The sequence below is a fragment of the Chryseobacterium oryzae genome (genome assembly GCF_022811665.1).
Lineage (GTDB): Bacteria > Bacteroidota > Bacteroidia > Flavobacteriales > Weeksellaceae > Chryseobacterium > Chryseobacterium oryzae.
Map to the genome: position 1 here is coordinate 1,993,464 of NZ_CP094529.1, position 25,784 is coordinate 2,019,247.

General features: G+C 34.5%; 23 protein-coding genes. 12 read left to right on the top strand and 11 right to left on the bottom strand.

What is annotated here, in order from left to right; genetic code table 11:
* Positions 1-143: 143 nt before the first annotated feature.
* Positions 144-1,469, top strand: coding sequence for a hydroxymethylglutaryl-CoA synthase family protein (locus MTP08_RS09160; protein WP_243577746.1), 1,326 nt, complete (start codon positions 144-146; stop codon positions 1,467-1,469).
* 71 nt (positions 1,470-1,540) lie between these two features.
* Here the strand turns inward: MTP08_RS09160 and ribB are convergent, their stop codons facing one another.
* The 6 genes from ribB to MTP08_RS09190 all read right to left on the bottom strand — a co-directional run bounded on the left by ribB (position 1,541) and on the right by MTP08_RS09190 (position 10,954).
* A complete protein-coding gene (ribB, locus tag MTP08_RS09165; protein ID WP_209391030.1) occupies positions 1,541-2,662 on the bottom strand; it encodes a 3,4-dihydroxy-2-butanone-4-phosphate synthase in 1,122 nt (373 codons plus the stop codon).
* A 67-nt stretch (positions 2,663-2,729) separates the two neighbouring features.
* Entirely contained in the window at positions 2,730-3,734 is a 1,005-nt protein-coding gene (locus tag MTP08_RS09170) for an LLM class flavin-dependent oxidoreductase (RefSeq protein WP_243575740.1), read from the bottom strand.
* Between the two features lie 120 nt (positions 3,735-3,854).
* Complete coding sequence (locus tag MTP08_RS09175; RefSeq protein ID WP_243575741.1) at positions 3,855-5,771, bottom strand: M1 family aminopeptidase; 1,917 nt, start codon at positions 5,769-5,771, stop codon at positions 3,855-3,857.
* Positions 5,772-5,853: 82 nt separating this feature from the next.
* Positions 5,854-7,320, bottom strand: a complete 1,467-nt coding sequence (gene dacB / locus MTP08_RS09180; protein ID WP_243575743.1) for a D-alanyl-D-alanine carboxypeptidase/D-alanyl-D-alanine endopeptidase — start codon at positions 7,318-7,320, stop codon at positions 5,854-5,856.
* 159 nt (positions 7,321-7,479) lie between these two features.
* A complete protein-coding gene (gene priA, locus MTP08_RS09185) occupies positions 7,480-9,927 on the bottom strand; it encodes a replication restart helicase PriA (protein ID WP_243575744.1) in 2,448 nt (815 codons plus the stop codon).
* A 118-nt stretch (positions 9,928-10,045) separates the two neighbouring features.
* Positions 10,046-10,954: an AEC family transporter gene (locus MTP08_RS09190; RefSeq protein WP_243575745.1), complete on the bottom strand. Its 909-nt coding sequence runs from the start codon at positions 10,952-10,954 to the stop codon at positions 10,046-10,048.
* Positions 10,955-11,263: 309 nt separating this feature from the next.
* Between MTP08_RS09190 and MTP08_RS09195 the strand changes: the two genes are divergently transcribed.
* From MTP08_RS09195 to MTP08_RS09205, 3 genes are read left to right on the top strand one after another with little or no spacing between them, the layout of a single operon-like run.
* Positions 11,264-11,581: a GNAT family N-acetyltransferase gene (locus MTP08_RS09195; protein ID WP_243575747.1), complete on the top strand. Its 318-nt coding sequence runs from the start codon at positions 11,264-11,266 to the stop codon at positions 11,579-11,581.
* A gap of 47 nt (positions 11,582-11,628) precedes the next feature.
* Positions 11,629-12,528 carry a pirin family protein gene (locus MTP08_RS09200; RefSeq protein WP_243577747.1) on the top strand — a complete coding sequence of 300 codons (900 nt, stop codon included), beginning with the start codon at positions 11,629-11,631 and terminating at the stop codon, positions 12,526-12,528.
* A 31-nt stretch (positions 12,529-12,559) separates the two neighbouring features.
* Positions 12,560-13,084, top strand: a complete 525-nt coding sequence (locus MTP08_RS09205) for an NADPH-dependent FMN reductase (protein ID WP_243575749.1) — start codon at positions 12,560-12,562, stop codon at positions 13,082-13,084.
* A 35-nt stretch (positions 13,085-13,119) separates the two neighbouring features.
* Here the strand turns inward: MTP08_RS09205 and hemL are convergent, their stop codons facing one another.
* The 4 genes from hemL to MTP08_RS09225 all read right to left on the bottom strand — a co-directional run bounded on the left by hemL (position 13,120) and on the right by MTP08_RS09225 (position 16,952).
* Positions 13,120-14,400 carry a glutamate-1-semialdehyde 2,1-aminomutase gene (gene hemL, locus MTP08_RS09210; protein ID WP_243575750.1) on the bottom strand — a complete coding sequence of 427 codons (1,281 nt, stop codon included), beginning with the start codon at positions 14,398-14,400 and terminating at the stop codon, positions 13,120-13,122.
* A 58-nt stretch (positions 14,401-14,458) separates the two neighbouring features.
* Entirely contained in the window at positions 14,459-15,523 is a 1,065-nt protein-coding gene (locus MTP08_RS09215; RefSeq protein ID WP_243575751.1) for a glucosaminidase domain-containing protein, read from the bottom strand.
* Between the two features lie 115 nt (positions 15,524-15,638).
* A complete protein-coding gene (locus MTP08_RS09220) occupies positions 15,639-16,541 on the bottom strand; it encodes a 1-aminocyclopropane-1-carboxylate deaminase/D-cysteine desulfhydrase (RefSeq protein ID WP_243575753.1) in 903 nt (300 codons plus the stop codon).
* Positions 16,542-16,619: 78 nt separating this feature from the next.
* Positions 16,620-16,952: a hypothetical protein gene (locus tag MTP08_RS09225; RefSeq protein ID WP_209389013.1), complete on the bottom strand. Its 333-nt coding sequence runs from the start codon at positions 16,950-16,952 to the stop codon at positions 16,620-16,622.
* Between the two features lie 31 nt (positions 16,953-16,983).
* Here MTP08_RS09225 and MTP08_RS09230 point away from each other — a divergent pair, with 31 nt between their 5' ends.
* The 4 genes from MTP08_RS09230 to MTP08_RS09245 all read left to right on the top strand — a co-directional run bounded on the left by MTP08_RS09230 (position 16,984) and on the right by MTP08_RS09245 (position 20,055).
* A complete protein-coding gene (locus MTP08_RS09230; protein WP_209389012.1) occupies positions 16,984-17,160 on the top strand; it encodes a DUF5522 domain-containing protein in 177 nt (58 codons plus the stop codon).
* A 5-nt stretch (positions 17,161-17,165) separates the two neighbouring features.
* Positions 17,166-17,693 carry a DUF4136 domain-containing protein gene (locus tag MTP08_RS09235; protein WP_243575755.1) on the top strand — a complete coding sequence of 176 codons (528 nt, stop codon included), beginning with the start codon at positions 17,166-17,168 and terminating at the stop codon, positions 17,691-17,693.
* A gap of 235 nt (positions 17,694-17,928) precedes the next feature.
* Complete coding sequence (locus MTP08_RS09240; RefSeq protein WP_034674127.1) at positions 17,929-18,219, top strand: HU family DNA-binding protein; 291 nt, start codon at positions 17,929-17,931, stop codon at positions 18,217-18,219.
* Between the two features lie 276 nt (positions 18,220-18,495).
* Positions 18,496-20,055 (top strand): Rne/Rng family ribonuclease, encoded by a 1,560-nt coding sequence (locus MTP08_RS09245; RefSeq protein WP_209389010.1) that lies wholly within the window; start codon positions 18,496-18,498, stop codon positions 20,053-20,055.
* Positions 20,056-20,236: 181 nt separating this feature from the next.
* On the opposite strand, the gene MTP08_RS09250 is transcribed toward MTP08_RS09245, so the two are convergent.
* Complete coding sequence (locus MTP08_RS09250) at positions 20,237-22,006, bottom strand: aminopeptidase P family protein (protein WP_243575756.1); 1,770 nt, start codon at positions 22,004-22,006, stop codon at positions 20,237-20,239.
* A gap of 268 nt (positions 22,007-22,274) precedes the next feature.
* Here MTP08_RS09250 and MTP08_RS09255 point away from each other — a divergent pair, with 268 nt between their 5' ends.
* The 4 genes from MTP08_RS09255 to pruA all read left to right on the top strand — a co-directional run bounded on the left by MTP08_RS09255 (position 22,275) and on the right by pruA (position 25,764).
* On the top strand, positions 22,275-22,712 hold the full coding sequence (locus MTP08_RS09255; protein WP_209388950.1) for a DUF6526 family protein: 438 nt from the start codon (positions 22,275-22,277) through the stop codon (positions 22,710-22,712).
* A gap of 35 nt (positions 22,713-22,747) precedes the next feature.
* Complete coding sequence (locus MTP08_RS09260) at positions 22,748-22,915, top strand: phosphatidate cytidylyltransferase (RefSeq protein WP_243575758.1); 168 nt, start codon at positions 22,748-22,750, stop codon at positions 22,913-22,915.
* A 3-nt stretch (positions 22,916-22,918) separates the two neighbouring features.
* Positions 22,919-24,022: a DNA topoisomerase IB gene (locus MTP08_RS09265; RefSeq protein ID WP_243575759.1), complete on the top strand. Its 1,104-nt coding sequence runs from the start codon at positions 22,919-22,921 to the stop codon at positions 24,020-24,022.
* Positions 24,023-24,138: 116 nt separating this feature from the next.
* Positions 24,139-25,764, top strand: coding sequence for an L-glutamate gamma-semialdehyde dehydrogenase (pruA, locus tag MTP08_RS09270; protein WP_243575760.1), 1,626 nt, complete (start codon positions 24,139-24,141; stop codon positions 25,762-25,764).
* The last annotated feature ends 20 nt before the right edge of the window (positions 25,765-25,784 follow it).

The window sequence follows — 25,784 nt, forward strand, 5'->3', positions numbered from 1 at the left end:
GTGCAAAAATAGGAATTAATATCATAATATACAATACACCTATAAAAATTCAATTAAAAATTTGAATTCAACAAATAATTCCTCTAGGAAAAAGCCTTTTAAATAGACAGATTTTTATAAATTCGTTTAAATTTTTTACGATGATGACTTTCGGAATTGAAGCAGCAAGCTTTTACGCACCATCTTTATACCTGGAAATTAAAGATTTAGCAGAAAAAAGAGGAATTGAACCCGCAAAACTTGAAAAAGGTTTAGGCTTACACAAAATGGGACTTCCAGATGTACACGAAGATGCCGCAACTTTCGCAGCAGAAGCTCTTTTGAAACTGATAACAGACTATCAGATTAATCCTAAAGACATTTCGAGAATATATATAGGAACAGAAAGTGCACTGGATGCAGCAAAACCAACAGCTTCTTATGCAATGCAGATGGTGGAAAAATATCTGGAAAATGAATTTGGTGAAAGATGCTTCAAAAACTGTGATGTGGTAGACATGACTTTCGCCTGCATTGGTGCGGTAGATGCTCTACATAATTCATTAGATTTTGTACAGGCAAATCCCGACAAAAAAGCGATTGTTATTGCAAGTGATTATGCAAAATACGAACTATCTTCACCCGGAGAATACACTCAGGGAGGTGGTGCAGTAGCACTTTTAATTTCTTCTGAGCCCAACTTAATTGAAATTGAAAATAAATGGGGCGTAGCTACAGAAAGTGTTTTCGATTTTTTTAAACCAAGACGTCAATTCAAAAAAGAGGACCTGAAAGAATCTCCCGAAAACTTTCCCGATAAAATAGAAATTTTTACAGATGAACCCGTCTTTGATGGACACTATTCTAACCAGTGTTATCAAGACAGAATTCGTGAAGCTTACCAACATTATAAAGAGATTACTTCTACAACAAAACCGTACGAAAACTGGAGATATTTAATTTTCCATCTTCCTTATGCTTTCCACGGAAAGCGTGTTTTTACAGAAATTTACAGCCTAGAAAACGGGATTTCTTTCGATACTCTTGAAGAACAAAAATCTGTAGCAAAATCTGAAGAATACATCCAGTTTATCAATTCAAAAATAGAAAAATCGCAACGGGCATCATCAGAAATAGGAAATATGTACACTGCGTCCATTTTTATGGCGTTGCTTTCTGCTTTTCAGTCTTCTTATGATGAAAATGAAGATTTATCGGGTGAAGAAATTGGCTTCTTGGCATACGGAAGTGGTTCAAAATCTAAAGTTTTTGCCGGAAAAGTTTCACCGAAATGGAAAAAAGTAGTTTCTAAATGGAATTTGTTTGAAACGCTGAAAAACCGATTAGCCATCGACTTCAACACCTACGAAAAATTGCACAGAAAACAGCTTGAACATTCTGTAAACCCAGATTACAACGGTTTCGGGCTGGATCGTATAGAACTCGAAAATCCTGTTCTGAAAGGTGCGAGATATTACCAGCACAAATAATATTCAATTTAAAAAATAAAATCTGTCCCATTTTCTGAGACAGATTTTTTTTATTTATAAAAGTGATGAAATTATAATTGAACCATTTCCGTTACTTCAACATCATAACCCCCAACCTGCGGTCTGATATTAGGATTCTGAGTAATTACTTTGAATTTATTGATGCCTAAATTTTTTAAAATCTGCGTTCCAATACCATAATCTCTATAGTTGAATGCCAAAGTAGGATGCTGTTGCTGTCCGTCCTGATAATTCAGAAACTGCTGAAGTTTTCTTAATGTATTTTCTGAATTGGAAACATTATTAATGAAAATAATCGCTCCTTTTCCTTCTTCATTAACCATTTTTGTTACTTTTTCCAACAGTGGTTTTTCTCCGTTATTCAATCTGGTCAATACATCAAAGTACGAATCTGAAGACTGAACTCTCACCAAAACTGGTTCATCTACCGTCCACGCACCTTTTGTTAACGCAAAGTGAATCTGATCGTTAGAGGTTTCTCTAAAAGCAAAGAAATCGTATTCTCCATACGCTGTTTTTACCTTTCTTTCCTCAATTCTTTCAATTAAATTACCTTTTTTAAGCTGATAATGAATTAAATCTTCAATAGAAACAATTTTCATATCATGTTTCTGAGCAAAGGCATATAACTCTGGTAAACGCGACATGGTTCCGTCTTCGTTCATGATTTCGCAGATTACCCCACCCTCTTTAAGACCGGCAAGACATGTTAAGTCTATCGCTGCTTCGGTATGACCTGCTCTTTTCAAAACACCACCTTTTCTCGCTCTTAAAGGGAAAATATGTCCCGGACGCATAAAATCCGTAGGTTTAGAATTTTCGTCCATTAATGCAAGAATTGTTTTAGCTCTGTCTCCTGCAGAAATTCCGGTAGAAGTTCCTTTGCCTAAAAGATCTACAGAAACGGTAAAAGCTGTTTCTTTAGGGTCGCTGCTTCTGCTTACCATTACTTCAAGCCCCAGTTCGTCACATCTTTTTTCAGGAAGCGGCATACAGATTAATCCTCTTCCGTGAAGTGCCATAAAATTGATGATTTCTGGTGTTGTAAGTTCAGCTGCACAAAGAAAATCTCCTTCATTTTCTCTGTCTTCATCATCTACTACTATGATTATTTTACCATTTTTAAGGTCTTCGATAGCCTCAGGAATAGTATTTAATTTAATATCAGACATTTTTACTTTAAATTTCTGCAAAGATACTCATAAAAAAATGCATCTTCCAATTATTATAAACTGTTTATTATTCGCCAAATACGGAGTTTTTTGCTTTTCTGAAAATATGATAAGACTCCAGTCTTTTGGCATGGTCGTAAATATGCGAATTTATCATGATTTCATCGACCTTAAATCTCTCCTGAAAACTTTTTAATTTTTCTTCAATCTCTTTTTGATTTCCAATTAAAGTAAATTTAAGTTTTTGAAGTACCATAGATTTTTCCATAGGCGACCAAATATCATCCATATCTACCACGGGCGGTGCAAAAGGTTTTCTGTCGTTTCTTATAATATTAATAAACGCCTGATACAGAGTGGTGGAAATTAAATGAGCTTCTTCAGAAGTTTCGGCAGCAACTCCATTTACACAGGCAATAATGTATGGTTTTTCTAAATATTTGGAAGGCACAAAATGTTCTCTGTAAATATTAAAAGCCATTTCCATCTGTTCCGGAGCAAAATGCCCTGCAAACGCATAAGGCAAACCAAGTTCCGCAGCAAGCCACGCGCTGTCTGTACTCGATCCTAAAATATACATCGGAATATCTAGTCCTTCTCCCGGAATAGCTCTAACCAAAGCATCAGAATTTTCTTTGGAGAAATATTTTTGAAGTTCTAAAATCTGTTTTGGAAACTGCTCATTAATTATTGCCGGATTTCTTCCTAATGCCTGAGCCGTTAAACCGTCTGTTCCCGGAGCTCTTCCCAAACCGAGATCTATTCTTCCGGGGAATAGAGATTCTAATGTTCCGAACTGTTCTGCAATAATTAAAGAACTGTGATTGGGAAGCATTATTCCTCCTGAACCCACTCTTATTTTTCGGGTTCCATTCGCGATAAAACCTATAAGTACCGAAGTTGCAGAACTCGCAATACTTTCCATATTATGATGTTCTGCAAGCCAGAATCTTTTATATCCTAAATCTTCAACATATTTTGCCAAAGATAAACTGTCCTGATACGTGTCGTGAATGGTTTTATCCCTTTTTACCGGAGCCAAATCCAATACAGATATTTCGAAGTTTTTCATAAACGAATTATTGAATAACAAATGTAAGGCTTATTCAATTTCACCGGTTGGTTCTGTAATTGATTGCATGGATAATACAATATAGAAAAAACCATCAATAAAGGTTCTGAACTTTTATATTTATTCTTTTATAAACTTGAAATTCTTATAATCGATCACTATAAAATACACTCCTTTTTCTAAAGATGAAATATCTACTTTTTGGTTTGTAATTCCGGATTTAATTAATCTTGCATCGGAAGAATAAATCTTAAATTCTGCTTCTTTTCTGAGACCAGAAACAAACAATTCATTCTTTGCAGGAATGGGATAGATATGTACTTCAGTATTTTTCACCTCTTTAACATTCAAATTATTATCCTGCGTAACTGTAGAATTATTCTCGATCATCTGATAATCATAATTGAACTGAATACTGGAGATGGGAAACGTAATATTTTCCGTAAAATACTGATTATTTGCTGTATTATTAAGCACCAGATAAGCGGTCTGACCGCTAGTTCCTGTAACTTTTATTGGCAAAGGCATTTCAAAAAAAGATACTGACGGATGACTTTGCGTTTGTGATGCTTTTACAGTAAGCTGATTTCCCACCTGCTTCCATCTGATATCATACATGGGATAACCTTGTCCGTAAACCCAATCATTAAAAAACTCTGTAAAATCTTTTCCTGTAGATTGCAATAAAGATGCATTAAGGTCTGCTGTTTTTACATAATTATATGCTAAATTAGGTCTTGCGTGATAATCTTTAAGTGCCTGATAAAAAACAGTATCTCCTAAAATCCATTTAATCATTCTTACCACATATCCTCCTTTAGCGTATGATAATCGACTGTTAAATATCGCATTGATGTTGCCAAGACTACTGTCCGGAACATACACACTTCCCCCCGGAGAACTTGTAATATAATTTTTTTGATTGAGTAGATAGCTCAGAAACTGAGAATTCGTCATCAGTAATTTTTCGTTGGCAACATGTTCTCCAAAAGTAGCAAAACCTTCATTAAGCCATATATCATTCCACAAACCGCAGGTTACTTTGTCTCCAAACCATTGGTGGGCTAGTTCATGAGCAATTAAATCTTTACTCCATGCACCCATAGAAGACATTGTCTGATGCTCCATTCCGCCACCAGCCTGAAATTCCATGTGCCCATATTTTTCGTTTCTGAAAGGATAAGCACCAAAATAGGTTTCAAAAGTATTCATTACAGTTTTTGTCCAGTCTATATTAATCATACTTGAAGTATTGAGAGAGGTAGACGGGAAAACGTAATTAACAAACGGAAAAGGAGGATTTCCCATAGTATCGTTTATTTTAACAAAATTCGTAATAGAAAATGCTATAAGATAGGCAGCTGTGGGATATTGCGTTCTCCAAAAAGTAAGTTTTTGTCCGTTGGGTAAAATGTTTTCAGACATCAGTTTACCATTGGCTGCTACATTATACTGAGAAGGAGTGGTTACTTTTATATCGAATCTTTCAATTTTATCGTTAAGACTTTGTTTTGTAGGAAACCAATCCTGTGCGCCATAAGGTTCATTTAGAGTAGATAAAACAGCATTACCGTTTTGTGTCCCGTTAAAAAAAGCTCCGTTAGAGGCAGAAGGGACTCCAGAATATTGTATAGTGAGAGAATCGAGCACATTTGCAGGCAGAGATGATGTGAAATTAATCTTCAGTTCTTTAGTAGAAAGCTGCTGAAAATTAAGACTTTGCCCATGATAAGTAACCTGCGACACAGGCATATTATTATTCAGATCAAAATAAATAGCGTTGAGGGATTGAGAAGGTTTGAAATGAGAGGTTACCGAACCAGAAATCTGCAAAAAAGCAGGATCTACCGTTACATCCATTCTCTGATACTGCAAATCGTAATTCAAAGTATTGTTATTAATATTTCCTGCTTCCATTTTTGCAGAAAAAGATTTCATTTCTTTAGCAATTAATCCCTTTTTTTCCAGGTTTATACTCTGAGCTTCCAGTGAATTGATAAAAAAAACACTTAAAAGAACTAGATATATATTTTTCATTGATAGATAATTAGAGGTTAAAGATAAAAAAAACCTTTCAATCTCAGATTAAAAGGTTTTGTATGAATTCATTCAATATTTCTTAAAGATCCAATGCCGGTCCTATAATTTTTTCCATTCTGCTTTTTACCTGATCTACAGATCCGGAGTAATTATTAACCATTAAAGAAAAAACCAATGTTTTACCAGTATTTGTTTTTAAATATCCTGCTAAAGTCTTTACCTTATTTAAAGTTCCGGTTTTGGCAAAAACCTGACCGTTTCCGTTGGTTAAAAACATCCTTTTCAAAGTTCCGGATTGTCCTCCAATAGGTAAAGAATCAAAATAAGTTTTGTAGATTTTAGTATTCATCAGAGAAGAAAGATATTTTACCTGAGCAATAGGTGTTACTTTATTGCTTCTGGATAAGCCGCTTCCGTCTATATAATTTAAACCTTCTACATCAAAAGCAATATCTTTTAGGTGGTTGTTCACCACTATTCTACCCGATTCTGAAGTTTGGTCGCCCATTTTATAAAAACCAACCACTTTTAGTAAAGCTTCCGCTAAGGAATTATCACTTCTTTGGTTCGTATAATACACGATATCTGCCAAAGTTGGAGATTGATAAACACTCACTTTTTTTCTGATTTCCGGAGAAGAATCTGATATTTTCGGGGTAACTTTTCCTGTAACTGCCACACCGCTTTTAAGTAAATTTGCCTTAAATGAATTGGCTAAAAATGCAGGTGCATCGGGAAGTTTTGTAGTTAAAGTTCCGTTTCCTTCATATTTTTCGGCATAAACCATTTGATCAGCGTACGGAGAAACATAGAAAAATTTCTTATCCGAACCAGGCGTCATAGATTTTTTTACGATAAGCTTCTCGTTTGCAGGATTAATCTCTTTAGTGGTACCTGCGGGCAAATAATAATTGTTATTTTCCAGCCAAACCACATTTTCCGGAAGTCTAGAGATATTCCCTTTGAAAAGTGCTGTCTGAATAATGATATCTCCATTTACCTTTTTAATTCCTTCATTTTTAATTCCCGAAACAAAATCGGCAACAATATCTTTATAAGACGCAGCTCCCGCTTTATTGGTTCCTAAAGAAGGATCTCCACTTCCTACAATATAAATATTACCGTTTAATACCCCATTCTCATCAATATTTCCTGAATACTCTAACTGAGTCATCCAACGATAATTTTCTCCCAATAAGCTTAAAGCTGTTTCTGTTGTAAGAAGTTTTGTAGTAGAAGCAGGAACAAGCGGAGTACTTTCGTTGTAAGATGAAATAATCTTTTTGCTTTTCGGATCATATACCACAAATCCCCAAGTCGCATTTTTAAGCACAGGATCTGTCATCATCGTATTAACGCTGATGTCTACTAAATCTTTAGGAGACAAAACCGCTTTTTCTACAATTTCAACAGGAGAAGGCAGACTTAAAACTCTGGAATTATCTGTATTGTGAGAGTAAAGAACCGAAGATACGGTAGTCTGCGCCAATAAAAATCCGGCAGCTAAAACCGTAATACCTGAAATATATTTTCTGAAATTTACCATCTAATTTTTATTTTTGATACTATTTGGATACCGTAAAAAATGATTGGTTAAATGATTATTTACAATTCAAACATACTATCAACGTTCAAATGTAGAGAATATTGCAATACAGTGATGATAAGAGGCATTATAAAACAATATAAAATTTGTTAATATCTGTTAAAAATCTACAAAAACATCTTTTTTAACACTTTGATATGCAGTGATTTCATCAAATTCTTTCAAACTTAGCAAAACTAAAGATTTATATTCCTGATATTTTTTTCCTCTGGGCAATTTAAGTAAAATCTGAAATTGATATAAATTATTCAGACGCGAAATCTGGGATCTTTCCGGACCTAAAACACAATCTTCCGGAAGATATTTTCTAAGCACAGAACCTAAGAACTGAGAGGCTCTATTCACCTTTTCATCTCTTCTGTGCTTCAGTTCAATCATAATTAATTTGGTAAATGGAGGATAATTGAATTTCTGTCTTTCTGTAAGAAAATATTTATAAATTTTAGAAATATTATTCATTTTAATCAACTGAAAAACAGAATGATCCGGATTATAAGTCTGAATTAAAACTTTACCTTCTCCAGAAACTCTCCCTGCTCTTCCGGAAACCTGCGTAATGAGCTGATAAGCTCGTTCTTCTGCTCTGAAATCCTGTACATATAGCATAGAATCTGCTTTTGGAATGGCAACGAGTTCAATATGATCAAAATCTAATCCTTTAGAAATCATTTGGGTTCCTACGATAATATCGGTTTCCCTTTCTTCAATCTTTTCGTAGAGTTTTTCGTAAGCAAACTTTTTGCGCATAGAATCTACATCCATTCTGTCTACTTCACTATCGGGAAATATTTTCGACACTTCCTCATGAATCTGCTCTACTCCCACACCTCTTTCGTTCAGGTTTTCAGAAAAACATTTAGGGCAAACCTTTGGTTTCGAAGCTCTTTGTCCGCAATAATGGCATTTCATTTCATTTGCAGATTTATGGTACGTCATTACTACATCGCAGTTGGAGCAATAATTTACATATCCGCAAGATTCGCATTCCAAAACACTCGCATAGCCGCGTTTGTTGTGCAGAATAATGGTTTGGTTTTTATCTTCGAGGGTTTTCTTAATTTCATCAATCAGACGAAGAGAAAAATTACCCGACACCTTTTTAGAATCCTGAGCTTCTTTAAAATTAATCAGTTCAAACTCAGGAAGTTTTACACTCCCAAACCGTTCTCCGAGAAAAACGTATTTCATTTTTCCTTTTCTGGCAGAATAATAACTTTCTACGGAAGGCGTTGCAGAACCCGAGATAACTTTAGCATCATAAAATTTAGCCAAAACCAATGCAGCATCTTTCGCATTGAAATAAGGCGAAACTTCACGAGGTCTGTATCCAGAATCGTGTTCTTCATCCACCACAATTAATCCTAAATTCTGGAATGGCAGAAACAGAGAAGATCTGGTGGCAATCAAAATGCGGATGTCATTATTTTTTATTCTTCTCCAAACCTCAACTTTTTCAAAATCGGTGAGTTTTTGATGATAAAATGCAAGCTGTCGCCCATATTTTTTTTCTAACCGCTGAGTAATTTGCTTTGTTAGAGAAATTTCGGGCAATAGAAACAGTACATTTTTCCCTTCAGAAATACAGTCTTCAATTTTTTCTAAATAAATATGCGTTTTGCCGGAGGAAGTTACCCCGTGCAACAACACATTTTTACCTTCCGAAAAAGCTTCATTAATTTCCGCTTTGGCTACTTCCTGCGTTTCTGTAAGTTCCTCCAATTCCTCAATTTCACCTTCATAAGATTCGATACGGTCTTTTCTCAGATAATATTCTTCAACCAGATTTTTATCGGCAAGAGATTTAAAATGAGCACTCACAAAATATCCGTCCTCAAAAAGCTGGGATTTTTTGATGGGTAAATCCGGATTTTCGGTTTGCTTTTCTAATATATGAAGAAAAAGGTCTTTTTGTTTTTTGGCTTTATTGAGTTTTAAGAGGATTTCGGTAAGATTTTGATTCCTAAGAACTTCATCGTTTATTTTTACATACGCAACTTCTTTCGCTTTGTATTTTTCTGAAATTTTTTCGTCTATTTCTATGTACTGTAAATCAATAAGCGAATTGATGGTTTTTATAATATCTTTTTTCGGAATAAAAGCTTCAATATCGGTAAGATTAATCAGTTGTTTTACTTCCAATGCCTGAATAAGATACATTTCATTCACATCCAGATTCTCAAACTCTATAACTGTATTGGGTTTCAATTTAAGATATGTTTCGCTTTCCAATTTCAAAGAAGAAGGAAAAGCAAAACGGTAAATCTCTCCCAAATTGCATAAATAATATTCTGAAAGCCATTTCCAGAAGCTGATTTGTTCTGGTGGCAGAATCGGCTGCTCATCTAAAATACTGATAACATCTTTCGGGATAAACTCTATCGGCTCTTGGTTGTGAAGTTCGAAAACAATACCAGTATAAATCTTTTTTCCGCGGAACTGAACCAAAACCCTCATCCCTGGCTGAATTACAGAAAACAATTCATCAGGAACTTTATAGGTGAAAGTTCCTTTCAGATTGAGAGGTAAAATAATTTGAGCGTATTGCAAAAGAGTAATTATCCTGTAAAATTAAATTTTTATTCAGAAAACAGCAATTTTGTTTGTATTGAATTACATTAAACACTCAATTTAGATTCAATGCAAAAATTTTAATTCTGAAAATGCTTTAGAAAACCATTTCAATAATTTCAAACCAAATAGCCGATGTTACAAACCCAGCAATAATGCTTACCCCAATAATAAGATTGGTGAGTTTGGTATTCAGCCTGAACTGTTCTGCTATAATACTAGAAGTAACCACCGTGGGCATTGCTGCTTCAAATACAGATATTTTTGCCACATTCCCTTTTATATTGAACAAAAGAGCCAACGCCAATACAATTGCCGGAGCCAAAATGAGTTTATAAAGCATAGAAAAAGACATTTGAGGAATGAGTTTTTTCCAGCCATTAAATTTTAGTTGTAACCCTACAGAAAATAAGGCTAAAGGACTTACTGTTGCAGCAAGCTTATCGAAAAAAGGTTCTGCAGAAGAAAAATCTATAAATTGTGATAATCCGAGTGCAAAAACACATCCCAAAAGCGGCGGAAAAGTAATAAGTCTCTTTAAAATAAATTTTGCACTTACCTTACCCGATTTGCTGCCTCCTTTAACTGCAGCTATAATTCCTAATGTTGACAATGCCAAAAACATGGTCTGATCACAAATGATGGCAATACTTAAAAGACTTTCTCCATAAAATGCCGAAATAAGCGGAAAACCTATGAAAGATGTATTGCTGTATCCGCTTGCCAGTTCCAGCGTACTTCTTGATCTTCGCGAATATCCTTTATACTTGCTGTAAAACATCATTATAAAAAAACAGCATACCGCTACTAAGAGTGTGGAAAGTATAGGAAAAAGCATTTCTGCAGACCACTTAACTTTGGGTAAATATTTAAAAGAAACCGCAGGGAGAGCAATATAGAGAATCCAGGTGTTGATGCCTTTGTGGGCATCCGGATGAATAGACTTTGTTTGTTTAAAGATCATCCCTGCCAAAATACACACTGCAATTAAAACAAAATTCACCATGATTATAAAAAAATATCTGCAAAGTTACGCTTGATTTTAAAAACCTGACAGTTTTACGGGACTTTTTATTATAGAAATTAAATTTTCATTAAATAGAAACATTTAATTTTTAAAATACTTTCGCGGAGAGAAGTTAATATTTATAATTTTAGCAGATATACCGACCAAATAGCAAAAATTAACAATTTACATTTTAATAAATTTTTAAAAATAATTTTTAATTTAAGGAATTTAAAACTTAAAATTACCAAACATCAATGTCTATCTCATCAGAACATATTATTTTAGTATCCATAAAATATAGAAATTATGAAAGCAGAATTTGAAAATATTCCACTTAAAAAAAATGAAACTTTAAAAAGATTTGAAATTGAAGTCAATGGGCATTTTGCATTTATTAATTATAAAGAGAACGGCACGCAGATTTCACTTATTCATACCGAAGCAGAACCCGAACTTTCCGGTACTGGAGCAGCGGCGGCTGTGGTAGAAAAAACACTTTATTATATTGAAGAAAGCGGAAAAAAACTTCTTCCTTTTTGTCCTTATGTTTTTGCATTCATCAAAAAAAATCCTGAATGGAAAAGAATTGTTGATGAGAAATTCAATGGATACGAAAATATTTAAAAGATTCAATCATAATTAAAAAACAAATAAAAAGTAACTGAGATATGATGTCAAATATTGGTTTAATCGTTGAAGAAAGAGCTGCAGATATAGGTAATTTTTTAGTCGGAAGACTTTTACCTTTTCGGGAAAAAAGATCTGTAGGTCCTTTCATTTTTATCGATCACATGGGACCAACCTGTCTAAAAGAATATCAGAATTTTGATGTTCCTCCACATCCGCATATTGGGCTTTCTACCCTAACTTATCTTCTGGAAGGATCTATTTTTCATCGTGACAGCATTGGGTCGGCAACAGAAATAAAACCGGGAGCCGTTAATTGGATGACTGCAGGAAAAGGGGTGGTACATTCTGAAAGAACTCCCGAATATTTAAGAAATTCACCACAATTTCTTCATGGTTTCCAGATTTGGGTGGCTTTACCGAAAGCATTAGAGCAAAGCGAGCCATCATTTTTCCACATAGAAGCAGAAGAAATTCCTTCGTGGAAGGATGGAGATACTGAATATAAACTTATTGCCGGAGAAGCTTTTGGCAAAAAATCTGCTGTTCCCACTCACAGTCCGCTTTATTTTGTCGAAATTAAAAGCAAAACGAAACAAAAACTGAATATTGGGCATCATATTTTTGGTGAAGTAGGAATGTATGTTTTAGAAGGTTCGGTAAATATTGAAGGAAATGATTATGGCACCAAACAACTTTTAATTGCAAAAAACGCTTCTCTCTGCGAGTTTGAAATCAACGAAAATACTACGATATATCTTTTTGGTGGTGAACCATTTCCTGAAGAAAGACATATTTTCTGGAATTTCGTGCATTCAGACAAAGAAAAAATTGAGGAAGCAAAGATTAACTGGCACGATCAAAACCATGAGGCATTTCCTCTTATCCCGGGAGATGATCAGGAATACGTTCCGCTTCCTAAAGCTATTCTGAATAGAAAATAGTTCTCTACAGTTTTATTTAAAACCCATCAAAATGAAAATATTAGCATTCGCAGGAAGTACTTCTTCCACATCCATCAACAGAGAACTCGTAAAGTTTGTTTTAAAAAGTTTTCAGGAAAACGAAATCAATTTAATTGATCTTAATGATTATTCTATGCCTGTTTTCTCTGTAGATCTTGAAAAGAAAGGATTTCCAGAAGAAGCCCATCAATTCTTACAACAGATTGAAGATTGCGATGTCATTATCTGCTCTTTGGCAGAACACAACCGTTCTTACGCTGCGGCGTTCAAGAATATTTTCGATTGGGCATCGAGAATCAATGTAAAAGTTTTTCAGGATAAACCAATGTTTCTAATGAGCACTTCTCCCGGAGGTTATGGGGGCGGAAATGTGATGAACGAAGCAAAGAAGTTTTTTCCAAACTTTGGAGCAGATATTAAAGAAACCTATTCACTTCCAAAATTTTACGAAAATTTCGATTTGGAAAGTGGTGTTATTAATCCAGAAATGCTGCAAGAACTCAATGACAAGATAAAACTTTTCAAAACACGATAAAAAAAGGGATGAAATTAATTTTCATCCCTTTTTATTTAATTTTCAAATTTCCTTACCGCTTCTAAGGTTTTGTTGATTTCTTCATCCTGAATAGCATCGCTTATAAAATACGTTTCATAGCCACTTGGCGGAAGATAAACGCCGTTATTCAGCATGTGATGAAAGAATCTGTTGAATTGTGCATGGTTCGCTTTTTGAGCATCATCAAAATTGGAAACTCCTTCAGTATCGAAGAAAACCGACATCATAGAACCTTTTCTGTTGATTTTATGAGCAATTCCTTTTTCATTTAAAATTTTTGCAATTTCAGTATCTAAGACTTCTGTTGTTTTTGCAAGTCTGTCGAAAAATTCAGAATCATTTTTAATGATCTGTAAAGTTTTCAAACCGGCTCTCATTGCCAAAGGATTTCCACTTAAAGTTCCCGCCTGATAAACAGCACCTTTAGGAGCCAAGCAATCCATAATTTCGTTTCTTGCGGCAAAAGCACCAACAGGAAGTCCACCACCAATAACTTTTCCGTAAGTAACCAAATCTGCTTTTACATTAAAAAGCTCCTGAGCTCCGCCAAAAGCAAGTCTAAAGCCAGTCATAACTTCATCAAAAATCAGTAATGCTCCATTTTCATCACATAGTTTTCTCAATTTTTGAAGAAAATCATTTTCTGGCAGTACGCATCCCATATTCCCTGCAACAGGTTCAATGATGATCGCAGCAATTTCCTCAGGGTTTTCTTTAAACAGAGCTTCAACCTGATCTATATCATTGTATCTCGCTAAAAGAGTATCTTTGGCAGTACCTTGTGTTACCCCTGGAGAATTGGGATTTCCAAAAGTTACCGCACCGCTTCCGGCTTTAATAAGAAAAGAATCTGAATGACCGTGATAGCAACCTTCAAATTTGATAATCTTATCGCGTCCCGTAAAACCTCTTGCCAATCTCACCGCACTCATACATGCTTCCGTACCAGAAGATACCATTCTTATCTGATCGATATTCGGAACATTTTCGGTAATAAATTTTGCGATTTCTGTTTCCAATTCGGTAGGAGCACCAAAGGAAAACCCTTTTTCTGCCTGAATTTTCAGTTCTTCTAAAACTTCAGGATGCGTATGCCCCAAAATTGCAGGTCCCCACGAATTGATATAATCTATGTAAATATTTTCGTCTGCATCGGTAAGATAAGCACCTTTAGCAGATTTCATAAAGACAGGAACTCCTCTCACAGATTTGAACGCACGAACAGGAGAATTTACTCCCCCCGGAATATATTGGTTAGCTTCGTTGAATAAAGCTGAACTTCTCTGGTATTTCATATTCAGTTGTTTAGAAGTCTAACAATCTCGTTGTAAGATGTTAAACTTTCAGCAATAATTAGTTTCTTGGTTTTTTATCAATTAAATAGATGACTTGTCCTGCCAAAGGCTTCTGTCCTTCATTCATTCTATTTTTAGCATACAGTTTATTAAGTTTAATCCCAAATTTCTGGGCAATATCGTACATATTTTCACCAAATTCTGCTTTGTAAGTAGGTGTATTACCTTCAGAATTTTTAGATTCAAGAAAGACTATGGCATTTTTTTTAAGTAAATCAGATTCAAGCTCATTCCACTTCATGATTTTACTTTCGCTGATTCTGAATTTATCTGCAATAAATTTTACATTAGTATCTTCTGGTATTACTACATATCTTAAACCATCATTGGGATGGGTTTTAATTAAAATAGTATTGAGGGTTTCTTCTTTTTTAATTTTTTCTACCCTTTTCTTTTGTTCTGCATAAGAAGTCGCCTTATAAGGAACTTTCACAGTAACAGGTTCGGATATTTTCTTTATCTCTTTTACTTGTTTTGCGGGTTCTAATCTTGCCATGAAAGTTCTATCATCTTTCAAATCAGGATATTTTTTCAAAACCGCATACAGAACCTCCTTAGAATTAACATCATCGAATTCGTAAAGCTTATATTTTTCGATCTTTCCGATTAATATAGATGCATATCGTGGATTTGTAGCGTAGCCTGCTTTTTTAAGACCATGAGCCCATGCTTTGTAGTCTTTCATATCCAGCTCGAAAAGTTTTGTATAATATTTTCTTGTTGCCAGAAAAACTGAGTGATCTTCGTAGGATTGTTTCGGATCATCATACACTCTGAAACACTCATTGGGAGCATCATCGGTATGCTTCATGGTTTTACCAACCCAATCTTCTTTACATTTTATTCCGAAGTGATTTTTGCCTTCCTGTGCAAGTCTGCTCTGCCCACCTCCTGTTTCCAAAAGTCCTTGTGCAAGGGTTATAGAAGCCGGAATTTTATATTTTTCCATTTCTTCCACAGCATACTGTGCAAATTTCTGAATGTACTGATCTTCTGTAGCCCAAGTTTGAGCTGAAAATTTTGATAAAACTAAAAGGCTTACCAATGAGAAAAGTCTTTTCATTTTTCTATTTTTTTGATGAGATAAAAACCATATAAAAGTTTGAAAACTTAGATTACAATAGAATCACTTAACTATTGATTTCAAACAAATTACACAGCAAAATTTCATTATAAAATTATACAATTACAGTTTTGTTTTGTTTTTCCAAAAGCATATTGGCTCCCTCAATTCCCTGCAGACCTCCTGTATGAAAACATAAAATCTTGCTTCCTTCAGGAAAATAGCCTTCATTAATCATCTCAAAAACATTCTGCATCATTTTTCCTGTATAAACCGGATCTAAAGGAATATTGTATTTCGCTTTAAAATCGTTAATAAAACGCACATTTTCTTCATTCAACTTACCGTAACCACCTAAAGATGCGTCTATTAAATGATAATTATTTTTTGTGGTAAGTTCAGAAATTCTATTCTCAAGAGAGTCATCTTGCACGACCTTAAAACCGATCACTTTCTGCCCATACTCACAAAATTCCGCAATTCCGGCTACTGTTCCCCCCGTTCCAACTGCTGTGCAAAGATAATCAAAATCTTTTGTATGCTCATTCAGCATCATTTTAACACCTTTTACAGCACTATGGTTTGTTCCTCCTTCGGGAATAATCAATGCTTCAGGAAATTCCTGCTGCAAAAAAAAGGTAAGCTGATCTTTATGCCGGTAATCTTCACGGGTAACAAATTTCAGATTCATCTCGTTTCTTTTCGCAGAAAGCAAAGTAGGATTATGAATCCATTTTTGCTCCAGCTCCTCTCCTCTTATAATACCTAAAGTTTTTACGCCATATAAGTTCCCAAAAGCTGCAACCGCAGAAATATGGTTAGAAAAAGCTCCTCCAAATGTTATAATAAGTGAGTTTTGGGGTCGATGTTCCAAATACTGGTTAACATTCCAAAAAAGCTTCCAAAACTTATTGCCAGAAATATAAGGATGAATAAGATCCTCTCTTTTCATAAAAAGTTTTACGTTTTTTTCTGTAGGAATCTCTACGATTGGAATATGAATATTTGGAATTTTCATTACTACAAATTTCTTTATTTTATTTGAATTGAATGAATATCTGAACGTTAAACAAAACTTAAAATCATTTTAACCTTGTTAAATCCTTCTGAATTTCCAAAAAGACCATAACTTCCTGTTCTTTAAATAATTAATATCGTGTTCCATAGCATATGCTTCTCTTTCAAACGAAATAGATTTATATGCCTGATATTCATTTTTCAATTTAAAATAATGATAATAATATTCTACAACATACCACACGTAAAAGAACACAATAAGCAGCTCAAGCTGTTGCCTTAAATGAATTTTCTCGTGGTTAATAAGAACTTTATTCCTTTTATCTTCGGGTTTTCTAATTAAAATAAAAGGATAAAGGGTAATGCCGTTTATTTTTGTATTTTTGAGGAGGAATTGGCACACAATTATCATAATAACAAATATAAAAGTTTTGATTTAACTTATGGCAAATTTTGACATCAAAGAGCATGAAGACTTTTACTATAATGAACAGGGATATAAAGTTTTCACAGAAAAGTTTCATTTAAAAAGAGGTTATTGCTGTAAGAACGGCTGCAAACACTGCCCTTACGGTTACGACAAAAAAACCGATACATTTACAAAAAACATTAAAAAATAGATACAATGAAAAAATATATTTTTATTTTGCTTGCAGCAAGTTTAGGATTAAGTTCTTGCAGCCCTTTCAGAGTACAATCCGATTATGCACAAACTGCTAACTTCTCTACTTATAAAACTTACAAACTAAGAATTGATGATCTGAAACTGAATGACATCGATAAAGACAGAGTTTTGAATGAGTTATCCAAACGGCTCCAGATGAAAGGTCTATCATCATCAAATACTCCAGATTTAATCATCAATGTAAAAGCAAATCATAAAAAGATTACCGACATCAACACATCCAATCCTGGCGGAATGTGGGGATGGGGAGGCGGATTCGGCTGGGGAATCGGCATGAACCGTACTTGGACAAGCAATTATAACGAAGGTGCCATTATTGTAGATATGATTGATGCACAGAGCCAGAAACTTGTTTGGCAAGGTATAGGAAGCGGTATTTCTGTAGACAGACCTGCTGCAAAACAAAAACAAATTCCTCAGATTATGTCTGAAATCATGGCAAATTATCCTCCGGGAATGAAAAAATAGTATAAAAATTATCATTATATTTGGAAGCCGTTACGAGTATGTTTCGGCTTTTTATTTTATATTTAAAGACACTTCACTGCTTCATATATTAATGATTCGTGTGTTGGAAGAGCGTAGAATAATACTAAACATAAAATTGTCAGCGATTTAAGTAAAATATTTTAGTGGTTAATTTGTTACTATTCAATTTTTTTAACTAAATTTGCACACCTAAAATTTAAAATTTACAAAGGAAATGACAAAGGCAGAATTGGTAAACACCATCTCAAATAAATTGGGGACCGAAAAGAATGAAACACAGAAAGTTGTAGAAGCTTTTATGCAGGAGATAAGAACTTCTATGTACAACGGAGATAATGTTTACTTAAGAGGATTTGGATCATTCATAGTGAAAACAAGAGCAGCTAAAACGGGAAGAAACATCTCTAAAAATACTGCAATAGAAATTCCTGCACACAATATTCCTGCTTTCAAACCATCAAAATCTTTTGTGGAGAAAGTTAAGACAAAAGTTGCAGTAAAATAAAAAATTAATATTAACGATTTACTAAAAAATTAACATTATGCCAAGCGGAAAGAAAAGAAAAAGACACAAGGTAGCAACCCACAAAAGAAAGAAAAGAAGAAGAGCAAACAGACATAAGAAAAAATAATCTCACAAGAGGTTTTTAATATAATAATATAGTTGGTGCGATTTATTTTTAATATCCACCGACTATATTTTGTTATGTAAATAAGTTAAAAAAATTAAGAGCTAAAAAAAATCTTAATTTTATCAATCTTTTTATCTTTAATTTTAACAATGAAGAAAGAACTAATAGTTTCGTATGAAGATGATCTTACAAAGATTGCTTTGCTGGAGGACGGAAGACTATGTGAACTTCATGAGGAAGAAGACAAAAATGATTTTGTAGTAGGAGATTTATTTATCGGAAAAGTAAAAAAACTCGCTCCAAACCTTAATGCAGCTTTTGTAAATATCGGTTACGATAAAGACGCTTTTCTGCATTATCAGGATTTAGGACCGCAGTATCTCACGTATAGAAAATTTCTGAAAGATACCGTTTCGAAAAAACAAACGACTTCTAGCCTGAAAAACTTTGAAATTCAGCCTGAAATTGATAAAAACGGAACCATCGACAAAATCATTGCAAAAGATGATATCGTTTTATTACAAATTACCAAAGAGCCTATTTCTACCAAAGGACCAAGAATATCTACACAGATTTCTCTTACCGGCCGTTTTTTGGTTCTGATACCTTTCGACAACAAAGTATCTATATCTAAGAAAATAGGTAGTTCTGAAGAAAAAATAAGACTTCGCACTCTCATTAACAGCATAAAACCTGAAGGTTTTGGCGTCATCATCCGAACAGTGGCAGAAGGAAAAAAAGTAGCAGATCTTCACAATGATATGAATCAGCTGATTCAGAAGTGGGAAAATACTTTTAAAAATATTCAGAAAAATAAAGTTCCGTCTAAAGTTCTGAGTGAGGACGACAAAGCCTCATCTATTCTAAGAGACAACTTTAACCAAGATTTTGTAAATATCATCTGTGATGATGAACAGATGGTAAATGAAATGAAAAACTATCTGGAAGTTATAGCTCCTGAACGTAAAAATATCGTTCAGTTTTATGACTCCCACATTCCTCTACTCGAATATTATAACGTTGAAAAACAGCTTAAACAAAGCTTCGGAAAACACGTTAATATTCCCAGTTCTAAAGGTGCTTATCTTGTGATAGAACACACAGAGGCACTGCACGTCGTCGACGTTAATTCCGGAAATAACATTACTGCCGGAAATACTGCCAATAAAGAACACGCACTGAACGTGAACAAAATGGCAGCAACAGAAATAGCAAGACAACTTCGTCTTCGTGATATGGGTGGTATTATTGTCGTAGATTTTATTGATATGACAAACCCGGATCACAGAAAAGATCTTTACGAGCATTTCCGTACAGAAATGAGCAGGGACAAAGCCCGTCATAAAATTTTACCTCCAAGCAAATTTGGACTGATACAAATTACAAGACAGAGAAACCGTCCCGAAAAACAAATTGATACCAAAGAAGAAAACCCCAATAAAGACGGAGAAATTGTTGCTCCTATAGTTATTGTGGAAAGAATGGGTGAAACCATTAGAACCATTATGCAAAAAGAGAAAGGCAAACTGTTCTTACATGTACATCCTTTCGTAGAGGCTTATCTTACCAAAGGTTTGAAAAGCATCCAAATGAAATGGTTTTTAAAATACAGAAAATGGGTTAACATTATCCCAAGAGATTCTTTTAAGTATCTGGAATACAAGATTTACAATTCTAAAAAAGAAGAATTAAGCAGTTATTCCAACTAAATTACAATTAAAACCTCCTTTTCGGGAGGTTTTTTCTTTCAATTCCTTCATCATTACATTGAAATTTAAATATGTAAAGAAATAAATTTAGAATTATAAAACAATACAAATTAAAGTTCGTCAAAAAATTTGATAACCATTCTGAATAAATTTATTAACCAGAATAGTATTGTTTTTAAGGCTACAAAGGGCTCACCAATTGTAAAAACCATTCTTTTACTTCGCCTTGCAGATGTGGTGCAAGCTTTTCTTCACAGGTTTTGTGGTAAGTATTCAGCCAATTAATTTCTTCAGAAGAAAGAAGCTCTTTTACCACAGTATCTTTAAAAAACGGACAAATCGTTAAGGTTTCGAATTCATAAAAAATTCCGTTTGCAGTAGCTTCAGATTCTTTTACGGCAATAAGATTTTCATGACGAATCCCATATTCTCCCTCTACATAATATCCAGGTTCGTTGGAACACACCATTCCTACCATTAATTCCTGAGGATTCAAATCTTTTCTTATATTTTGTGGCCCTTCATGTACATTCATAAAACTTCCCACACCGTGTCCTGTTCCGTGGTTGTAATCTTTACCGTTCATCCACAAAGGCAATCTTGCGATAGCATCCAGCTGAACTCCTTTGGTACCTTTAGGAAATTTCACCATTGATAAACGAATCATCCCCTGCAAAACCAACGTAGAATTGATTTTAAACTCCTCCGAAACTGCCCCTAAAGCCAAAGTTCGGGTAATATCGGTTGTTCCTTCTAGATACTGACCTCCGGAATCCACCAAAATACTTGCATCATTGGTAACTTCATTACTTCCTTCAGATTTGGCAGAATAATGAATCACAGCACCATTATTTTTATATCCTATGATGCTTCCGAAACTTTCTCCCACGAAGTTTTCTCCTGCCGCACGAAACTCTCTTAATTTTTGCCCGATAGAATATTCATTCATAGCTTCTTTGCCGGCATTTTGGATAAGCCAGTAAAGAAATTTCACCATAGCAACGCCGTCTCTTACCATCACTTTTCTGAAACCATCCAGCTCGGTTTCATTTTTCTGAGCCTTCATCAAATTTCCAGGAGGATTAGCTTTTATAAAGGTATTGCCCGCTTTTAAAGCTTCAAAAACAGATTGATTGCTGTTTGGAGACACCAAAATATTTTCATTGCTGAAGTTTCTCAAATGACTGTAAAAATCTTCATAAGGCATCATTTTTACGAAAGATTCATCCATCTGCTTTCTGGCTTCCACATCCATTTTATCAAGATCTGTGAAAAGAATAGCATCATTTTTTGTAATGATAATATACCCTAAAAATACAGGATTGCTCTCTACATCACTGCCTCTAAGGTTCAAAGTCCATGCAACATCATCAAGACTTGAAATAATATGAACCGTAGCCTCCAGCTCTTCCATTTTCTGGCGGATTGCAGAAATTTTATCACTTACAGATTTCCCAGCTCTTTCTATAGGATGCGTATAAATCGGATTTTTTGAAGGAGTACCTCTTTCTTTCCAAATTTCTTTTAATAAAGGAAGATCTACCAGAGTTAAATTTTTTGCATTCAGTTTCTGATGCAAGAGTTCCCAGTTGGAGTGGGAAGTTGCCAAAGCATTTACCGCAACTTTTCCGTTGGAAGGAATTTCAGAAATAATCCAGTCGATATAATTAGGAGTTCCCTCCATTCCGTCTTTAAAAAGATCAATCCCCGAACCAGCCAGTTCTACAGGAGCCTGAGTAAAATATCTTCCATCTGTCCACAGCCCTGCTTTATCTTTTGTAACTACCACAAAGCCGGCAGAACCCATAAATCCCGAAAGCCAAGCTCTCTCCTGCCATTCCTGAGGCAAATATTCGCTCATGTGAGGATCTGCAGAATATACTATAAACGCATCAATATTATTTTTCTGCATTTCTTCACGAAGTGCAGCTACTTTTTCCTTTGAAGTCATTTTTTTACCAATTTTAAAGATGGAAAGTTACGGAATTTTAAAATTTTGAAATCATCTGAACCGTTAAAAAAAACCTAAGATTATACCGTTTTGCATTTCAAATTTTGTTTTTCAGAAGTAAATGAAACGGTTTTGTTTGCCTTTATTTTCAGTATTTTTTTTAAAATTACTTGTCTCTACTTGCATTTTTTTCATTATCAGAACATGTTTTTCTCTTTTTGCCGATTCAATTTAAAAAATTTGGAAAGGTTATTGCTATTCTGCTCTTATGAAACCACAGAATTATCAAAACCACAGAAAATTTTATCCGCTACACCACTTCGTTTTATTGCCGATACTTTTCTTTTTAGAAATATTAGGGATTTATAAAGTTTTTAAAGATTCTGAAAACGAACTTATATGGATTTTATTTTCCGTACTCATTTTTTTAATTCTTTTTTTTAGCATTATGGTTCGCCAGCATTATGCATTAGGACTTCAGAACAGAATCGTAAGGCTTGAATTTAAACAGAGATATTTTGAAATCTATGGTGAAAGATCAGATGAAACTGAAGGAAAACTGAAATTCAGCCAGATTGCAGCTTTACGTTTTGCTTATGATGATGAATTTAAAATTCTTCTGGAAAAAACATTAAAAGAAAACCTGAGCGGTGATGAGATTAAAAAATCTATTAAAAACTGGCGCGGAGATTATCACAGAATTTAAACAATATTAAAACAAATCAATAAAATTAAATTATTATGAAAAAATTAGCTTTATTCAGCGTTACATTAATGTCTTTGATGCTTTTAACAAGCTGTGAGGCGGTAGAAACAATCTTCAAAGCCGGTATGTGGAGGGGAATTATCGTAGTGGTAGGAATTCTGGGTCTTATCTTGTGGTTATTTTCAAGAGGTAAAAACTCATAAATCATGGAAAATTCTGATCTTGAAATTATTTCGCACCTAAAACCTTCCAAGATCATCAAAATTATGAAAGATCCGGTGGCTTCTGCAAAAGCGGTAAATTTAATTTATACGTCGGATGCAGAAGCTTCCGGCATTATTCGCCGAAAAAGAGGAAAAAAATTTCAATATTTTAAAAACGATGAGAAGATTAAGGATAAAGATGAAATTAAACGCATCAACAGTTTGGTAATTCCTCCCGCTTGGGAAAATGTATGGATTTGTGCATTAGATAACGGGCATCTTCAGGCAACAGGTTTTGATGTAAAAAAAAGAAAGCAATACCGTTATCATCCTTTATGGAGTGCTCTCAGAAACCATACCAAATTTTACAGAATGCTTCAGTTTGGGTATGCTTTGCCTGAAATCCGTTTACAGCTTGAAAAAGATTTAGCCTTAAAAAATTTTGAAAAAAGGAAAATTTTAGCCTTAATTGTAAGTTTGATGCAGCGTACAAATATCCGTATTGGAAACAATATTTACGAAAAACTTTACGGATCTTTTGGACTGACTACTCTTAAAGAAAAACATGTAAAAGTAGAGGGGCAAAAGATCAATTTTTCTTTCAAAGGTAAAAAAGGGGTAATGCACAACGTTAATCTGAAAAGTAAGAGGTTGGCAAAACTCATCATGAAATGTAAAGAAATCCCGGGAAAAGAGCTTTTTCAGTATATTGATGATGAAGGAAAAAGGCATTCTGTAGATTCCGGAATGGTAAATGACTATATAAAAGAACTGAGTGGTGAAGATTTCACAGCTAAAGACTTCAGAACATGGTCGGGAACCGTAAATGCTTTAATTGCTTTTAAAGAAATCGGCTATGCCGAAAATAATTCTCAGTATAAAAAGAAAATAAAAGCAGCTCTGGATATTGTGGCAGAACATTTGGGAAACACCAGTACCGTGTGCAGAAAATACTATGTACACCCATTAGTCATTAACCTTTATGAAAATAATACCATAAAAAAATACCTGGACGAGCTGGAAACTATTGAAGAAAATGACGGAAAAGCAGGATTAACTCACGAAGAAAAGCTTGTTTTAAAAATTCTTGAAACAGAGAAAATGTAAATTTCAGATTCAATGATTCCAAACTTATTTCTGAAATAAATCACATCAGAGAATCTTTTATCATAAGTTTTAAAAGTTGTAAATTTGTGAAAAAGCAAAACAAACAATACAACGATATGTCAAAAGCAATTTCGCAAGTCCCTTTTGCAGTAAATGAGCCTGTAACATCTTATTTACCAGGATCTTCAGAAGTAAAATCTCTTCTTGCCACTTACAAAAAAATGTGGGCAGAAAAAACTGAAGTACCAATGATTATTAATGGTAAAGAAGTTAAAACAGGAGATAAGGTACAACTACAGTCACCACAGGATCACACTCATGATTTTGGTTTCTACCATAAAGGAACCATGCAGCATGTAGATGATGCCATTAATGCCGCTTTAGCAGCAAAAAAACAGTGGAACGAACTGGGTTGGGAACAGCGTGCAGCCATTTTCTTAAAGGCAGCTGATCTTTTGGCAGGACCTTACAGAGACGTAATTAATGCTGCAACCATGATTGGGCAGTCTAAAAATGTTCATCAGACTGAAATTGATGCAGCGTGTGAATTCATAGATTTCCTAAGATTCAACGTAGAATTTATGACGGAAATGTATTCTGAGCAACCAGTCTCTGATGCAGGAATCTGGAATAGAATAGAATATAGACCATTAGAAGGTTTCTGTTTTGCAGTAACTCCGTTCAACTTTACAGCAATTTCAGGAAACCTGCCAACCTGTATGGCAATGCTCGGGAATGTAGTGGTTTGGAAACCATCAGACAAGCAAATTTATTCTGCGAAAGTAATTATGGATGTTTTAGCAGAAGCTGGTCTTCCTGCAGGTGTTATTAACATGATTTTTACAGACGGAAAAGAAACTGCTGATAAAGTTTTGGCACACAGAGATTTTGCTGGACTTCATTTTACAGGTTCTACAAAGGTTTTTCAGGGAATGTGGAAAATGATTGGCGATAATATTCATAACTACAGAACGTACCCTAGAATTGTAGGTGAAACAGGAGGAAAAGATTTCGTGATTGCCCATTCTTCTGCTAATGTGGATGCTGTAGCTACTGCTTTGGTAAGAGGTGCTTACGAATATCAGGGACAGAAGTGTTCCGCAGCTTCCAGAGCATATATTCCTAAATCTATTTGGAATGATGTGAAAAAAGTAATGGAAACTCAGATTTCATCTATAAAAGTAGGTTCTCCTGAAGATCCTTCCAATTTTGTGAATGCTGTAATTGATAAAAACTCTTTCGAAAAATGTAAAGGATACATCGACAGAGCCAATGCTTCTACCGAAGCCAACGTAGTGATCGGTGGTAAAACAGATGATTCTAAAGGTTGGTTTGTTTATCCTACCGTAATTGAAACCACAAATCCTCATTACGAAAGTATGGTGGAAGAAATCTTCGGGCCTATTTTATCTATCTATGTATACGAAGATGAACAATGGGCAGAAACTTTGCAGTTGGTAGATTCTTCATCTCCTTATTCCTTAACGGGATCTGTTTTTGCACAAGACAGATATGTAATTAATGAAGCATTCAAAGCTTTGGAAAATGCATCAGGAAACTTTTATATCAACGACAAGCCAACGGGTGCCGTTGTAGGGCAACAGCCTTTCGGCGGAGGAAGAGCTTCCGGAACCAATGATAAAGCCGGTTCTAAGATGAATCTTTTGAGATGGACTTCAGTAAGATCCATCAAAGAAACTTTTGTTTCTCCTAAAGATTACAAATATCCATATTTGGGATAAAATTAAAAATACCATTAACA